We start from the raw sequence: 16,325 nt of genomic DNA, 5'->3' as shown, positions 1-16,325 counted from the left end.
TAATTAGACGGTTAACCTTGATTTGGGTGTGAAATATTTATAGAGTTGCAGACCCCACTAAGATTTGGTTTTAAACGGTCTAGTCTTTCAGAGATGAAATTTTAAAAGTATCTACGATATCAGCATCAGAAAAGTAAAAGAGTCTATCTTTTCAGCGTGAGAGAGAATCAAAACAGTCTACAAAATGGCCTACGTAAATCGGTAAAATCCACTACGTAAATGAGTAGAAATCGTTTTCTTATGTTGTGTTTTGAGTTTCATGCGGTGGACAACGGATTTTCATACGGTAGAAAACTTATTTTCATACTGACAAAACAGAAGTTTCGACGTATGATAATAAATTTTCCCAAAAGGAAACTAAAAGGGCAAGCGGTGAAACTTGGAGTCTTGCATTGAAAATAGAAAGTGTATAGGTTAATTTTGGGGGTTGATCATTTTTAAGATAAGTTGGAGACATCCTCCTCTAAAAAATAAGGCAGGCAATCTCCCTCAAGCGACTGCGCTGCTTTACAGCACCAGCAGAGTACTGGCAATTGTAAAAATCACCTCTTAATTCATGTGGACATTAAACTTTTTTTTTGGAAAATTGCTTCAAAAGTTTCTTTTATATCTTCATCTTTTACTCTATTTTTTGATTTACACAATGGTAAGTCTGTAACAGATATCTTATTATAAAGTTCTTGCTGATTGAATAAATCTATGTATTTTTTAGGAGCCTTTGGACTTATTGAATATAAAAATAGGATAATAGCATCTGTATCTAAAATAAATTCACAATAAGACTTAGCCCAGTTTGTTTTCTCTTTCTCCTTTTTTTTCTTCTTTTCGTCCTCTTCATCAAGTTTTTCTAACTTTTCTAATGTTGCAAAAACGACTTGACAATATCTTTCTATACTATTGTCAAATTGATAATATTCATTCTCGAGAAATAGACGTTTAGCTGTAATTAACACACTATCCCTTACAAGTTCGTCCAAATTGTCCTGTAGCTTGATGTATTCCAGCAAAGAATGATGAAAGGGGATATCTGACATTAAAGATTCAGTCTTGAAGTATAATTCCTCTAAAGGTAAATTATTATCGTATTTTTCACTATTGTTTTCCTTTATTCTCTTGTTAATATATTCGATAGGTTTGCGAGCTTCATCTTCTTTTTCTAAGTTGGGGTTATTTAAGGATTTATTGAAATTATTGGAAATAATAGTAAATGCCCAATCTTGTTTGATTTTGAAAGCAAACCTTGATAGAGCCTCGGAACCCGACTTTTGGAAACACTTTACGTTCTCCACTGTTTTATAATAAGTGTCCACGGCATTATTGTAGCACGTTCTTGCTTCCGCTTCTTTCATTCGGCTATTAGATTGATTAATCGCAAAAAGTACTCCTATAAAAGCTAATAAGCCCGTTATTGAACTAACTAGAGAATCTAATTTGCTCCAATTTGTTTTTGAACTAGGAATAACAAAATAAAGAATGAGCAATATTAAAATTGCTATAATGGAGATAATTATCAATATATACAACTTTGAATCTTTACATTTATCAAAAGGTTTTTTGACCACATTCCATATCATTTTCTGATGACCTTTTATTGTTTTCATATCTTTATTTGTTTTATTTTACAAATATATAAATATTTTGATTTGAATGTTTAAATGTTTGTATATTAACATATTAGTATGTAGAATATAGAGGACCAAAATGTTAATTGTCTTATTTCTTTCGAGATTTAACGAAATTTCTATTTTATGAAAACGTTCAATAATTAGGATACACGTGAAGTTGTTATCAATAGATCGGAGATAGCTCGGTTCTAAAAAAAGAACTGTCAACGCTGATTAGCTAGATCCACGTTGACAGTTACCATGTTGACAGTTACTATAAAAAGCTTACCAATTTTTCGCTATAGAGCGATATCCGTACCTTATAATCACTATAAAGCATAGGAGTGGTAGTATAAAAGAGAGATTAACAGCTGGCATTCCAAATGCCTTTTCACAGTCTATGATTGAGGCTTGAAGTGGCGGAAGTACACTTCCACCAAGTATAGCCATAATAAGTCCGGCTGCACCAAATTTGGCATCATCGCCCATGCCTTTAAGTGCAATTCCGTATATGGTTGGGAACATCAAGGACATGCAAGCCGATACGCCGACTAAACAATATATTCCCCATATATTTTCGAAGAAGATGACTCCCATGGTGAGACAAGCTCCTGCAATGGCTAAAATCATTAATAGTCTTCCCGGATTCAGGTAACGAAGGATGAAGGTGCAAATGAAGCGACTGGCGCAGAAGATGATCATGGCGATGATGTTGTATTCCTGCGAAAGAATCTCGGCACTCTTCTCGTCCATCCCTTGTCCCATGAACAAATGGGTTCCGTATTGTATAATGAAAGTCCAGCACATGATTTGTGCACCGACATAGAAGAACTGAGCAATGACGCCTTCCCGGTAACGAGGGATGAGGAAAATGCGCTTTAGGGTTTGTCCGAGGTGGATTGAGCTTGACTGACTACCGTTATTGGGCATCGGACTAAACTTGATGAGTAGGAACATGATCAAGATGATGAGGCCGATGATGAGATAGGGAGTGATCAACACCGATAGATCGGCCGATTTGATTTGCTCAAATTCGTTGGGGTCGAGTAGAGCTCTTTGAGTGGTGTCGAGAGGACTGAGCTTGGCTTGTATAAAGTTCATCGCAACATACATTCCCAATAACGACCCCATCGGATTGAACGATTGTGCCAAGTTGAGTCGACGGGTAGCCGTTTCTTCGGTTCCCATGGATAGAATATATGGATTGGCACTCGTTTCGAGAAAAGATAGGCCACAAGTTAGAATGAAATAGGCTAGTAAGAACGGATAGTAGCTTCCGGTCATCTTGGCCGGGAAAAACATAAAGGCACCTAAAGCGTAAAGACCTAGACCAACTAATATGCCGGCTTTATAGGAATATTTTCTGATAAAGATTGCGGCAGGAAAAGCCATCGCAAAGTATCCTCCGTAAAAGGCGACTTGAACTAATGCGCCATCGGTTGCACTCATTCGAAAAATCTTAGAGAAAGCTTTGACCATTGGATTGGTGATGTCGTTTGCAAATCCCCATAATGCGAAACAGGACGTTACAAGGATGAATGGATAGAGAAAGCTAACTCCATTTTTACTTAGGATAGATGTATTGTTGTGTTTCATCTTTATTTAAGGTATTGACGTGGTTAATTGGATTAATGGTGTGGGTTCATAGATTTTTGTGATGGTTCAGAGAGGGTTTTACTCTTTCTGAGGATAATAGATTTCAGGATCGACCGTTCGCATCACAATCTGTCGGAGCTCCATCAGGTTTTGTATTTCTCCATTGGTCATGGCTTGCGTCAGAATGTTCCCCATTGCTGTGGCTTCAACCGGACCCGCATACACCGGAAGGTCTAGTGCATTGGCTGTTAGCTGATTGAGAAGTTTGTTCTGCGACCCCCCACCTATAATGTTGAGTTGTTTGACCGGGAAGGGGAGGCAGTTATTCATTTGTGCTACCGCTTGGCGGTATTTAGCTGCGAGAGATTGTAGAACACATTTCACAAGCTCGGCTTTGTTTTGAGGAGTTGTTTCGTGGTGAATGCGACAATACTCTTCAATGGCCTGTTCCATGCTTTCGGGTCGTACAAATAATGGATCATCCACATTAATCAGACTCTTTATAGTGGCTTTTTCTGCTTCTGCAAGAAGGAGATCGTACGCTTGTTCTTCGCCTCGAGCTTTCCATTCGGCCATGAGTTGTTGCAGAATCCATAATCCGGTAATGTTCTGAAGGAAATCGATGGTTCCTTCTATACCGCCTTCGTTGGTGAATTCAGCCTCTTGAGCGTCTTGGGTTAGAATCGGGTAGTCGATTTCGGTACCAAGTAGCGACCAAGTACCGGAGCTAAGGAATGCCGTTTGACTGTTCACCGATGGTATGGCCGCAATGGCACTCCCCGTATCGTGTGAGGCAACGGCTATCACATTGATCTCTTCCGTTCCAATTTCTTGAGCGATCTCTTTTAATAGTTTACCGCGGATCGTTCCCGGATAGACTATTTCACCAAACAACTGTTTCGGTAAACCTAAGGTGTCGATGATTTCTTCCGACCAAGTGCGTTGTTGTGCGTTTAATAACCCTGAAGTGGTTGCGATTGTATATTCATTGTTCGCTACGCCCGTTAAGAAGTAACTGAATAGATCGGGCATGAAAAGTAGTCGTCGTGCCATACTCAATTCTTTGCTTTTAGCAGCTTTGAGACTGTAAAGTTGAAAAATGGTATTGATGGGCATGATTTGAGTACCGGTGATGGAGTAATATGTTTTAGGATCGATGTATTGAAAGACTTGATCGGGCACACCGTTGGTACGCTCGTCGCGGTAACAGACCGGATTGCCAAGTAAGTTGCCTTCTTGGTCAATCAGCCCGAAATCGACTCCCCAAGTGTCTATTCCAATGCTATTGATCTTATATCCTTTGTTTACTGCCATTTTTAATCCCTGTTTCATCTCGTGAAAGAGGCTTAGGAAGTCCCAGTAGAGATGCTTCCCTAATCGCACTTGGCGATTAGGAAAACGATGGATCTCTTCGAGTATCAGCCTCCCTTGTTCGATGTAACCGGCGATAATACGCCCACTACCTCCTCCAAAGTCGGCTGCTATATAAACGTGTTTGTTGTCTTTTGTAGTCATCATCAATGGCTTTTTTTGCCTAAGATATAGGTTTCTAAGTCGTCAATTTCTTGTTCACTTAAGACGGAGTAATCTCCACCCGACTGTACAATTATTCTACAAGCCATTTCAAAGAAGGTGGCTCGTTCGAAGACTTGATTGAAGTCTGTTCCGCAGACCACTTGCCCATGATTGGTTAGCAACACCGAGTTGTGGTTGGCCATGGCTGCTACGACTGCATTCGCCAGTTCCGGAGAACCTGGTCGGAAGTATGGGATGATTGGAATTTCCGATCCCACGTGGCAAGGTATCTCAGCGGTGACATTGAAATTGGTCGGTTTGTTTTTCATGCAGGAGATTGCTGTGGCGTATTCTGACTGAAAATGCAAAACGACATTCACGTCTTGACGTTCACGCAGGATTCCAAGATGAAAAGTGCTTTCCATCGACGGCTTAACTCCATTCTGAGGGAGACCGTTAGCAATGTTGCAGATGGAGACTTTCTCCTTCGAGAGGGTTGGTACCCATGAACCGGTTCCTGAGATGAGTGCTTCTTCACCTATTCTCCATGAGAGATTACCGCTACTGCATAGCATTAACTTCTCGTTGCCATAGCGGTGAGCTTGTGCGATAAACTCTTCTATTTGTTGTTCTGTAATCATCGTTCTTGGTTTTATTTGTACATCGGACCATAAGTGTGGCATGCTCTGTAATCTGCCCCTTCTTTATCCATACCGAAGGCATTCCATGCAGCTGGGCGGAAAATGTGATCTTCCTCAACATTGTGCATGCATACCGGAATGCGTAACATCGACGCTAAAGTGATTAGGTCGAGCCCGATATGGCCATAGCTGATAGCTCCATGATTGGCTCCCCAATTGTTCATCACTGAATAAACATCTTTAAATGCCGGTTTATTGCATAAGCGAGGCACAAACCAAGTGGTTGGCCAAGTGCGGTCGGTACGTTCGTCAAGACTCTGGTGTATGTCTGAATCGAGTTCGACAGTCCATCCTTCGGCTATTTGTAAGACCGGTCCCAAGCCTTTAACCAAGTTCAATCGTGACATGGTCACAGGCATTCCGCCTTTAGAGAGGAAGTTCGATGAGAAGCCACCGCCACGGAAATAATCTCTGTTGGCCGGATACCATTTTGTTGCTTCTAGGCAAGCTTTTACTTCTTCTTCAGTCACCTCCCAAGAAGGTTTCATGGTTGGATTTCCATCTTTATCGGTTTGACAACCTGTTCCGTCGAGTGTTGTTGCTCCGGAGTTGATGAGGTGTATGATTCCGTTGGCGGCCAATCCGGTTAGTTCTTTTCCGGTTACCCGTTTCACTGCTTCAGGGCTCCAATAGGTACGAACATCCGAGAAGATCTGAGCGCGATTGGTCAATAGATGTCCGAAGAGCATCGCTACCCCGTTGCAGGCATCATTCTCTGTAGCAAGAACGTAAGCTTCACGAATGCCATTCCAGTCGAATGAAGTGTTCAACAAGGCTTCAGAATAGTCGCCATTCGGATAAAAGTCGGTCCATTGGCGTTGTCCTTGGAAGCCTGCGGCAATAGCATTGTGTCCTAAAGCTTCTTCTTTGAAGCCTAATGCTTTTAGTTTGGGGTTGCCGACCATCAAGTCGCGCATAATCATGGTCATCTTAACAATGAATTCCCAGTCTTTATCTTTTTCTTCGCGTGATTTGGCTTTCTCAGCGACATTAAAATCTTGGCCTTCATTCACCTTGCAGTGAGCTGTGGTCCAAGCCATCGCTTTTTCAAATTCCTCATGATCGTAGATCCCTTCTTCCATGCGACGGATAATCTCAGTAAGGTCGACCGACTCGGTACGTATCCCAAGATATTCTTGGAAGAAATCAGGATTGACGATTGAACCGGCAATTCCCATCGAAACACTACCCATCGATAAGTATGATTTTCCTCTCATGGTTGCTACGGCTTGAGCCGAACGGGCAAAACGGAGTATCTTTTCGGCAACATCTTCCGGGATGGAATTGTCATTCAGATCTTGTACGTCACGTCCGTAAATACCAAATGCGGGCAGACCTTTCTGTGCATGACCTGCAAGCACAGCAGCTAAATAAACTGCTCCGGGGCGTTCGGTGCCGTTAAATCCCCAAACGGCTTTAGGGTAGTAGGGGTGCATATCCATCGTTTCTGCACCATAGCACCAACAAGAGGTTACGGTAATGGACGATCCAACGCCTTCTCTCTCGAACTTCTCGGCACAGGCAGCACTTTCGGCTACACGTCCGATAGTGGTGTCGGAGATGACGCATTCCACAGGACTTCCATCCCCATTTTTAAGGTTTTCTGAGATGAGTCGAGCTACAGCCTGAGCTAATCCCATCGTCTTTTCTTCAAGGCTTTCACGTACGCCTCCTTGACGAGCGTCAATGGTTGGGCGAATACCTATTTTTGGATACTTTTTCATGTTGTTTTTCATTTATGTTGGTTGTTAAATGCTATACTGATCTATGCTGATATTTATTGAATACTTAAATGGAATGTCGTAATATTATTTTTGTCTCTAGGTTGATCTTTATCGATTGATTTTCTTGAACGAACTTGGCCGCGTTATTTCCCATCATTTCCCAATCGATGCTAAGAGCCGTAATCCCGTTATCGATGACTTCGTATGAGGGAATATCGTTGTAGGCGATGAGTCCGAAATCTTTTCCGCATTTGAGTTGGTTGAGGCGTCCGCCTTTGATCACTCTGACCACATCTTGTTGCTTTATAGCCATATAGACTTCTCCTTTTTTTATGTCTAGGTTATCGACATCATGGATGACTTCAAAATCATAATGCTGATCTTGACAGAATTGGATAAAGAAGTTCTGGCTGCTTTGAGGATGTTTCAATCGATCTGGAAACAAGAGATTCAGTTTCTTATATTTCTTAAGCCTTTGATTGAGTTGTAAAAGCGCATTGTAGAATCCTTGGTCAAAGTCCTGACAGATATAGGAATAAGTCGCTTTGTCGAACTTCCCAAAATCTAATAAAAGCATTCGAGCAGGATTTATTTTATTCAATGCTGTAGAGAATTTCTCATTATCGAAATTCATGATGATATATTTGTTGTACTTTCCAATGGATTCACGGATAATGGTATTGAATAGTCTTTCGTTGTATTGATGAAAGAGCAAATCAACTTTATAGGTAATGGGAAGATTCCTAATGAAGCTGTTGTAAAGAACCTCTTTGAATGGAGAATATTCGTCAAGCAAGAGCAACACTTGGGTGAGCTTATTCGTTACATAATATCCTTTTCCCGGAGTTGAATCGATCAATCCTCGCTCACGTAGATTGATAAATGCTTTAAATACGGTATCTCGTGATACGTTATAGTTTTTACTGAGCTCATTAATGGAAGGTAACGGATCACCATCGAGATATTGCTTCATCGATATGGCCTGACTAATCATGTCGGCTAACTGTTGGACCTTTGTCGTCTGTTGTTTGAATTTAATGCTCATGCCATTTTGCTTTTCAATGATAGTTAGCGGTTAACTGTGCTGAACTAGTCTGATGCAAAGGAATGGAATTTATTTGTAATGAGAGATATTGAACTTAATGTTTTAAAACATAAATGAACGATAAATGAGCGTAAACTCTTTGAACGAACTCGTATTTATAATATAAGGTATAGCTTTATAGAAAATGGAATTGTTGATGTTTTATTTTGTTTTTGGATGGAATAGATTATATATTTGTGTCATCACTCAATTTTATAAATCCTAAATCCTATGATGATTCAGATTCTTTTAAATACACCTCTTTTTAGAGGAATTTCAGCAGAGGTGCTTCAGGCCGATTTTAATGAGGTAACGATTCACGAGAAGAGTTATCGCAAAGGAGAGATTTTGGCTCATCAAGGCGATTTATGTAATCGGTTGATTATCGTTTTAAAGGGGAGTGTCAGAGGCGAGATGATTGATTACTCCGGACGGCTCATCAAGGTTGAAGATATTGTAGCCCCTCGTGCATTGGCTCCTTTGTTTCTTTTTGGCGAACAAAATAGATTCCCTGTAGAGGTTACGGCCAATGAATCGACAGAGGTTATTGAGATTCCTAAAGCCCATGTGTTGGCTCTCTTTCGTAAGAATGAGAAATTTCTGGAAAACTATATGACCATTTCAGCCAACTATGCACGTACGCTTTCCGATAAACTCTTTTTTATGTCTTTTAAGTCTATTCGTCAGAAATTAGCGTCTTACTTCCTTCGTCTTTCCAAACAACAGCAGCAGCCGACTGTTGTGGTCGATCGTTCGCAACAGGAACTCAGTGATTATTTTGGAGTATCTCGTCCGTCGTTGGCTCGTGAACTATCTCGTATGCAAGAAGATGGTTTGATTGAAGTCGATCGTAAACAGATTACTCTATTGCGAAAGGATGACTTGGTACGGCTTATTCAATAATTGATTGAGGCTAACTGCTCCTTTTCTGTTTAATCCTGTTTTATCGACTGATTCAAATTGCAACCTTATGTCTTTGATCTCAGTTTTGGCTTTTTGCTGATTTGATTGAGCAAAGTTTTGTCTGTCTAAAGAGTTGTTCCGAAAAACACAATAATCTTTTTATTTGATTCCGAGATGCTTAATGGATGCCGACTGTTTTTGTGGTTTTGCAGATAGGGATTCGTTTATCTTTGTTCCTGTTAATTTAATTGTAAGACTATGAACAAAGTTAGTACTCAAAAGAGCTCTTTCCTTTTTAAGAAACGGTCTCTTGTTTTTGTTTCCTTCCTTGCTATGGTTGTGGGCACAACGCAAGTTGTTGGTGCCACCGAGAATGCGGGGTCGCATGTAAACAGTGATTTGTCTGTTACTCAGCAAAACATTCTACTCAAAGGTGTAATAAAAGGTAGTGGTGGCGAACCGATTATCGGTGCCAACGTTGTTGTTAAAGGTACCTCAAATGGTACTATAACCGACCTGGACGGCAAGTTTACTCTGAATGTGCCTTCAAATGCCACACTCGAAGTCTCGTACATTGGTTACATCACTCAAGAAGTTGCTGTCGGTAAAAGAAGCACGCTCGTTGTGAACTTGGTTGAAGACACAAAATCGCTTGACGAAGTGGTGGTGGTTGGCTACTCTGTGCAAAAAAAGGTGAATCTAACAGGTTCTGTTTCCGCGGTTTCAAGTGAGAAGTTGGAAGCGCGCCCTGTAACGACGGCTTCTACAGCTTTGCAGGGATTACTTCCGGGAGTCACGGTGATTCAAAATAGTGGTCAGCCCGGTAAGGATAATTCAAGTATTCGTGTGCGAGGCATCGGTACACTTAATGATTCCAATCCGATGTATGTGGTCGATGGTATGGTGGTGTCGACCATAAACGATCTTGATCCCAATGACATTGCTAATATTTCAGTTTTGAAAGATGCGGCGTCATGTGCGATTTATGGTTCACGTGCTGCAAATGGTGTGATTTTGATTACCACTAAGAAAGGAGGCAACAAAAGCACAACGGTGAAGTATGACGGCTATTTTGGTATGCAAACTCCAACGGCGCAACAGAACTATTTGTCATCGGCCGAATATGCCACGTTATATAATCAAGCTTTAATCAATGAAGGAAAGCAAGCGGCGTATACCGATGATCAAATTCAAAAGTTTCGTGATGGGAGCGATCCGGATAATTATCCTAACACCGATTGGCTGGGGCTCATCTTTAAAGATAATGCCTTTCAGCAAAGTCATCGTGTGGAAGTTAGCGGTGGCAGTGAAAAATCTGCTTTCATGATTTCTTTAGGTTATCTTGATCAAAAAGGATTGATCGCTCACTCGGGCTTTAAGCGTTATAACGCAAGAGCGAATGTGAATACTCAATTCAAGAAATGGTCGTTTGGCATGAACTTGTCGTATGTGTTTGGTGATACACAAGAACCTTCCAATCCTTATACCGGCGATATGTATCAGATTCTGAGACAAGCGAATCGTATTGCGCCGTTTATCACCAATCAATATTCCAATGGTTATTACGGCTACACGAATGATGGTAATCCTAAAGAATGGCTCGATAACGGTAGTGTCAGAAATGAAAAGTATCATACCTTCCGTGGCGTTGGTCATGTCGGGCTCGATTTATTCGAAGGATTTAAGATCCAAGAGATTTTATCGTACGAATATAAAGGCTCGTCGGATGAGAAATTTATAAAAGACAGCCAATACTACAATTGGAAGACCGGCGATAAAACCTTATATCAAGGTCCGAATAGTCAAACGGATATTCGTTACTCTACGATGACGGTTAACCTGCAAACCCTTATGACTTACAATCGTACCTTTGGCAAGCATACGGTTGGGGCTATTGCCGGATATTCTCAAGAATATTATCGTCGTGATTGGACGAAAGGGTATCGTAAGAATTTCCTCAGTAATGATTTGCACGAACTGAATGCCGGATCGGCAGATGGTCAACAAGCTACGGGTGATGCGGAAGAATATGCTTTACAGTCTTATTTCGGACGGTTGACTTATGATTTTGACAATCGTTATTTATTTGAGGCGAATGTTCGTCGTGATGGTACTTCTAGAATAGCAAAAGATGGACGTTGGGGAACTTTCCCTTCTTTTTCGGGAGCATGGCGTGTGATTAATGAGTCGTTTATGGAGCGGTTTAAGCCGGTCTTGTCTGATTTGAAAGTGCGTGCCGGCTGGGGATTGCTCGGTAATCAGAATATTACAAGATCGGATGGTAGTATCAATAACTATCCTTATCAGTCGCTTTTGGCTCAGAGAAACTATTCGTTTGACGGGAAGGTGGTATTGGGAGTTGCTCCGGTTGATGGTTTTAACCCGAATCTAAAATGGGAAACATCCGAGTCTACTAATATTGGTTTGGATATGGGATTCTTCAATAACCAGTTGACGGTGTCGGCCGATGCTTATTGGAGAACAACCAAGGATATTCTTTTGGTGATGCCGGTGAGTGCTCTTTATGGGTTGAATGCTCCTCCCCAGAATGTGGGTAAGGTCATTAATAAGGGACTTGAATTGCAAGTGGGTTATAAATATAAAAAAGGAGATTTTGGCTTTAACTCTCTTGCAAACCTTTCATACAACCGCAATGAAATCTCTGATTTAGGTAATGGGGGAGCTCGTATTTGGAAGGATGATGGATTTACTTTCAAACAAGACGGCTATCCGATCAATGCATTTGGCGGCTATGAATGTGTGGGTATTTTTACCGATCAAAAAGATTTGGATAATAGTGCCGTTGTGAACCGTAGTAGAGCCGGTTTGGGGGATTTGAAGTATAAAGACCAAAATAACGATGGTAAGATTGACTCCGAAGATCGTGTCTATTTGGGTAGTTTTGCACCTAAGTTTGTCTACGGTTTAACTCTTGACTTTAGCTGGAAAGATTTTGATTTAAGCATGCAGTTTAATGGAGCTGCCGGCGTAAAAGGATATGTTAAAAATGAGATGGTTGGCCGTTTAAATGGAAACACTTCCAAACCAACCGATATGTTTAAAGACTCGTGGGATGCGACAACCAATCCGAATGGTAGTTTCCCTCGTCCGCTCTCTTCTTGGTATCAGAACGATTCAGAAGCGACTCCTTCTTCTTTCTGGATTATCGATGCTTCTTATCTCCGTATGAAAAATATCCAATTGGGTTATACCTTGCCACAAAATATCTGTAAACTGTTGACGGTTTCTAAAATCCGTGTTTACTATAGCGGGCAAAACTTGTTGACGTTAACCGGTTTCTCTAAAGGATTCGATCCTGAAGCACCGGCGGGAGCACGTGCTTATTATCCGCAAGTGAAGGTGAATACCATTGGATTAAGTGTAACTTTTTAAAACTGAAGAATTATGAAAAAATATAGTATATGGGGCATCATCCTTTTATTGGCAACGTCGTGTACCGATTTCTTGGATCGTTTTCCTTTGGGAACGGAGTCGAATGATACGTTTTGGGGTACGGAAGCTCAGGCCAATGCCGCTTTAAATGGGTGTTACAACGATTGGTATAGCATGGAGAATATTATTTATTTTGACTGTGCATCCGATAATGCCTATAATCCATATCCTTGGGAGGGCTGGCAGGTTGCTGCTTCCGGAGCAGCTACATCTGGTGATTCCGGAAGAGACTTTTTTAGTTATACGTCTATTGCCCGTTGCAATGCGTTTATTGCAAATATTGATCGCGTGACTTCAATGAGTGAGGCTAAACGGAATCAAATGAAAGCGGAAGCTCGATTTTTAAGAGCGTTCGATTATTTTATGAAGGTAACGTTGTATGGTGGCGTGCCGTTGGTTACTGAACCAGCTGACATGAATGCTAGTAAAGCTCGCAATACCAAAGAAGAAGTTGCCAATTTTGTGATTGCTGAATTGAAAGAGATTGCTCCTCTATTGGCCGGAACGGGTAAAGGGCAAGCTTCTACCGGTGCGGCTTATGCTTTGAAAGCTCGTATGGAACTATTTGTCGGAAAATATGCTGATGCTGCTGCTTCTTGTCAGGAGGTGATGAAGTTAGGGTATTCGCTGATGCCTGATTACAAAAGCATTTTCTTGCCTGAAAATGAGAATAATGCTGAAGTTATTCTTAATGTTGAATATGAAGAGAGTAGTTACACTAATACGATTCTGGGCGTCATGCCTCCAAGTTCAAGTGGTGGATGGTCGTCGATTGATCCGACTCAAGCTTTGGTTGATAATTATGAATGTGTCGATGGTAAGCCGATCTCTGAATCAACTTTATACAACCCTAAAGATCCTTACAAAAACAGAGACCCTCGGTTAGCAGCAACCATCGTTTATCCGGGTGCATTGTACAATGGAGCTTATTTAAATTCTATTGATCAGGCGGATCCGACAGGCGATTATTATGCACCATACGGACGGTCGAAAACCGGATATTATCCTCGTAAATATGTCGATAATAAAGGACTATATGCCGATATTTGGAAGTCGGGGATGAATGGCATTGTGATTCGCTATGCCGAAACGTTATTGACTTATGCTGAAGCTAAGATCGAACTGAATCAACTTGAGCAGTCGGTTTATGATGCGATTAATTTAGTGCGGTTAAGAGCGGGATTGCCGGAAGTGGATCAAACGGTTTATAACAATCAGACTAAGATGCGTGAGTTGATCCGTCGTGAAAGACGTTCGGAATTAGCCATGGAGGGTATCCGTTGGTTTGATGTTTGTCGCTGGGCTATTGGCGAACAAGTGATGAAGGGTAAAGTCTATGGGGCACTGTTGGGTACTGTGAATCCGACGACTGGTGATTTAGCTTTGACGGATACTCGCATTGAGGTCGAGACTCGTGAGTTTAATGCCAATAAACACTATCTGTGGGCTATCCCTCAGAAATATATTGATGCAACACCGGCTATAAAACAAAACCCCAATTACTAATGAGTGAATGATAATCCTAGTTTATAGGTGATTTTTATAGGGCAACATAAAATTAGACTATATTTGTTTGATCAAATAAGCTAAGTTTATGTTGCCTTGTTGTTGATCTAATTTTGATTAAATAGAGTATCATGATGATTAAAAGAAACATTTTATGGTCTTTATCTCTTATCGGAGGTACCTTTCTATCTGCACAAAATAAACCCAATGTTTTAGTGATCCTATTGGATGATGCCGGATATTCTAGTTTTGGTTTTAATGGTGCTAAAGATATTCAGTCGCCTTGTATTGATGATTTGGCTAAGGAGGGTGTTGTTTGTACTGATGCACACGTTATGGGTTCGGTCAGTGCGCCTTCGAGAGCTTCTTTGATAACCGGACGTTATGGTCAACGTTTTGGATTTGAATGCAACTTGGATGCACCGGATGCCGGTGTTCCTCATGATGAAGAAACGTTGGGGGACGTGTTTCAAGCTTCAGGCTATCGTACTGCTGCTTTGGGTAAATGGCATTTAGGAAATTTGCCATCCATGCATCCCAATGCTCAAGGATTTGACTACTTTTATGGTTTTATTGCCGGATCGCGTTCTTATTTCTATCGCCCATTAGCCGATGATGCACCAACTTCCCTTCAGAAGATAGAGGAAAACGGGAAAGCATCACCTTTTACAGGATACTTGACAGATGTTTTAACGGATAGAGCCATACAGTATATCGATCAAGACAAGAGTCGTCCTTTTATGATGTATTTGGCTTATAATGCGATTCATACTCCACTGGAGGCTACAGAAGCAGATTTGGCTCGTTTTGCGGGACATAAACGTCAAAAGATAGCGGCTATGACTTATGCTGTCGACCGTGCCGTTGGCCGATTGGTCGATTATTTAAAGCGTGAATCGTTATTTGAAAATACCTTGATCTTCTTTTTAACGGACAATGGTGGAGCAATCAATAATCTATCGTCTAATCTTCCATATAAGGGATTTAAGGGGAATAAGTTCGAAGGTGGACATCGCGTTCCTTTCTTTGTTGTTTGGGGCGATCGGTTAAAAATGGCACCTAGATCATTTGATGGACTCACCTCTTCTTTAGATATTATGGCAACTTCGGTAGCTGCAGCCGGCATTTCTAAAGATCGTTTACTAAAACCGATTGATGGGGTAGATTTAATGCCTTATCTGACGCATTCTAAAAAAGGAAACCCTCACGAAATTCTATTTTGGAGAAAGATGGGAGCTTCGGCCATTCGCACTCCTTTATATAAACGCATTGAAGTTGAAGGTCTTGGGAAAGTCTTATATGATATGCGGAAGGATCCTTACGAAACGTGTAACCTCATCTTTAAGAAAAGCAAGGTCGATCGGACTTTGGTCAAACAATATAAGGAGTGGGAGAAGCAGATGATTCCCCGCAAATGGGACGATGGGGGCGAATGGCCTCAAGTGACCGATACGATCCATTTTGATCTGATGAACAATAGAGCTCCAAGAAAGTTATTCCCGTAACATCATGCTGTTTATTGACTTCTGTCCTGATTCTTCTTTGGTTAAAAGGATGCTAAGGCATACCTTTTGATTAGAAATCAGGTAGAGAGCGGTACGTCGTCGGTTTACACTCTCTACACGAGACTAAATGAACGCTGTTTATTCCATACCTCCCACACTGAAACGATCAGAAGTCTTTATCCATAAGCTTTTGAATGAAGTGTGGGAGTTTCTTTAAAGAGTGTCCCACGCTAAGTCTGGATGATCTCACCTGACCTTATACTCAAAACGATTTTCCCGGCACCATAAGTTCTGTATGACGACGCTTCTTGATCTAACCACTCAATGCGGCTTATGGATGGTGCAGTTCCATTAATTATTTTTCAAGTCCGATTAGTCAGTCGCTTTACGCGATTAACTGCTAACTAAAGCCCATTTCTTGAGCCCTCGAAGCAAGGCTCTTCAGCCTTCGAACGTGGGCTCTTCAGCCCTCGAATGAAAACCCATGAGCCCTCGTTCGAGGGCTCAACAAATCAAACTTAAAGATCGTTTAATGGAATAGGAGGGGGACCTTAATGACAGAAGCATAGTTTTTAATGACACTGAGCGATTCAATTGAAGCATAGTATGACGCAATATTAAGCGTGTAAAAAGAGATCGACGCAACTTGAGCGAAAGGTCTAAAGATAGCTTCTGTTGAAAGAAGATCAAAGACTCTTTTGAGGGATGCGGTCTGGTTATATCTCAGCTAATAT

10 protein-coding genes are annotated in these 16,325 nt (G+C 41.2%); 4 read left to right on the top strand and 6 right to left on the bottom strand.

Annotated elements, in window-relative coordinates; translation table 11 throughout:
* Nucleotides 1-554: 554 nt before the first annotated feature.
* The 6 genes from AC4PG5_RS05665 to AC4PG5_RS05640 form a co-directional block, all read right to left on the bottom strand.
* A complete protein-coding gene (locus tag AC4PG5_RS05665) occupies nucleotides 555-1,601 on the bottom strand; it encodes a hypothetical protein (protein ID WP_492030452.1) in 1,047 nt (348 codons plus the stop codon).
* Between the two features lie 288 nt (nucleotides 1,602-1,889).
* The gene (gene fucP / locus AC4PG5_RS05660) at nucleotides 1,890-3,200 is read right to left on the bottom strand and encodes an L-fucose:H+ symporter permease (protein ID WP_492030451.1); all 1,311 of its coding nucleotides are present in this window, start codon (nucleotides 3,198-3,200) and stop codon (nucleotides 1,890-1,892) included.
* Nucleotides 3,201-3,278: 78 nt separating this feature from the next.
* A complete protein-coding gene (locus tag AC4PG5_RS05655; protein WP_492030696.1) occupies nucleotides 3,279-4,715 on the bottom strand; it encodes a rhamnulokinase in 1,437 nt (478 codons plus the stop codon).
* 2 nt (nucleotides 4,716-4,717) lie between these two features.
* Entirely contained in the window at nucleotides 4,718-5,356 is a 639-nt protein-coding gene (locus tag AC4PG5_RS05650; protein ID WP_492030450.1) for a class II aldolase/adducin family protein, read from the bottom strand.
* 11 nt (nucleotides 5,357-5,367) lie between these two features.
* Nucleotides 5,368-7,140 (bottom strand): L-fucose isomerase, encoded by a 1,773-nt coding sequence (gene fucI / locus AC4PG5_RS05645; RefSeq protein WP_492030449.1) that lies wholly within the window; start codon nucleotides 7,138-7,140, stop codon nucleotides 5,368-5,370.
* Nucleotides 7,141-7,204: 64 nt separating this feature from the next.
* Nucleotides 7,205-8,185 (bottom strand): winged helix-turn-helix domain-containing protein, encoded by a 981-nt coding sequence (locus AC4PG5_RS05640; protein WP_492030448.1) that lies wholly within the window; start codon nucleotides 8,183-8,185, stop codon nucleotides 7,205-7,207.
* 273 nt (nucleotides 8,186-8,458) lie between these two features.
* Between AC4PG5_RS05640 and AC4PG5_RS05635 the strand changes: the two genes are divergently transcribed.
* The 4 genes from AC4PG5_RS05635 (at nucleotide 8,459) to AC4PG5_RS05620 (ending at nucleotide 15,591) form a co-directional block, all read left to right on the top strand.
* Nucleotides 8,459-9,127, top strand: a complete 669-nt coding sequence (locus AC4PG5_RS05635) for a Crp/Fnr family transcriptional regulator (RefSeq protein ID WP_492030695.1) — start codon at nucleotides 8,459-8,461, stop codon at nucleotides 9,125-9,127.
* A gap of 258 nt (nucleotides 9,128-9,385) precedes the next feature.
* The gene (locus AC4PG5_RS05630; protein WP_492030447.1) at nucleotides 9,386-12,520 is read left to right on the top strand and encodes a SusC/RagA family TonB-linked outer membrane protein; all 3,135 of its coding nucleotides are present in this window, start codon (nucleotides 9,386-9,388) and stop codon (nucleotides 12,518-12,520) included.
* 12 nt (nucleotides 12,521-12,532) lie between these two features.
* On the top strand, nucleotides 12,533-14,086 hold the full coding sequence (locus tag AC4PG5_RS05625) for a RagB/SusD family nutrient uptake outer membrane protein (RefSeq protein WP_492030446.1): 1,554 nt from the start codon (nucleotides 12,533-12,535) through the stop codon (nucleotides 14,084-14,086).
* A gap of 131 nt (nucleotides 14,087-14,217) precedes the next feature.
* Complete coding sequence (locus AC4PG5_RS05620) at nucleotides 14,218-15,591, top strand: sulfatase-like hydrolase/transferase (protein WP_492030445.1); 1,374 nt, start codon at nucleotides 14,218-14,220, stop codon at nucleotides 15,589-15,591.
* Nucleotides 15,592-16,325: the final 734 nt, after the last annotated feature.

The organism is Bacteroides sp. QWL-09 (assembly GCF_058683585.1).
This window is presented reverse-complemented; position numbering and strand designations above follow the sequence as displayed.

Excerpts from the sequence above, each read along its gene's own strand:
- AC4PG5_RS05665 (WP_492030452.1), bottom strand. The coding sequence starts at position 1,601 with ATGAAAACAATAAAAGGTCATCAGAAAATGATATGGAATGTGGTCAAA.
- fucP (WP_492030451.1), bottom strand. The coding sequence starts at position 3,200 with ATGAAACACAACAATACATCTATCCTAAGTAAAAATGGAGTTAGCTTT.
- AC4PG5_RS05655 (WP_492030696.1), bottom strand. The coding sequence starts at position 4,715 with ATGACTACAAAAGACAACAAACACGTTTATATAGCAGCCGACTTTGGA.
- AC4PG5_RS05650 (WP_492030450.1), bottom strand. The coding sequence starts at position 5,356 with ATGATTACAGAACAACAAATAGAAGAGTTTATCGCACAAGCTCACCGC.
- fucI (WP_492030449.1), bottom strand. The coding sequence starts at position 7,140 with ATGAAAAAGTATCCAAAAATAGGTATTCGCCCAACCATTGACGCTCGT.
- AC4PG5_RS05640 (WP_492030448.1), bottom strand. The coding sequence starts at position 8,185 with ATGAGCATTAAATTCAAACAACAGACGACAAAGGTCCAACAGTTAGCC.
- AC4PG5_RS05635 (WP_492030695.1), top strand. The coding sequence starts at position 8,459 with ATGATTCAGATTCTTTTAAATACACCTCTTTTTAGAGGAATTTCAGCA.
- AC4PG5_RS05630 (WP_492030447.1), top strand. The coding sequence starts at position 9,386 with ATGAACAAAGTTAGTACTCAAAAGAGCTCTTTCCTTTTTAAGAAACGG.
- AC4PG5_RS05625 (WP_492030446.1), top strand. The coding sequence starts at position 12,533 with ATGAAAAAATATAGTATATGGGGCATCATCCTTTTATTGGCAACGTCG.
- AC4PG5_RS05620 (WP_492030445.1), top strand. The coding sequence starts at position 14,218 with ATGATGATTAAAAGAAACATTTTATGGTCTTTATCTCTTATCGGAGGT.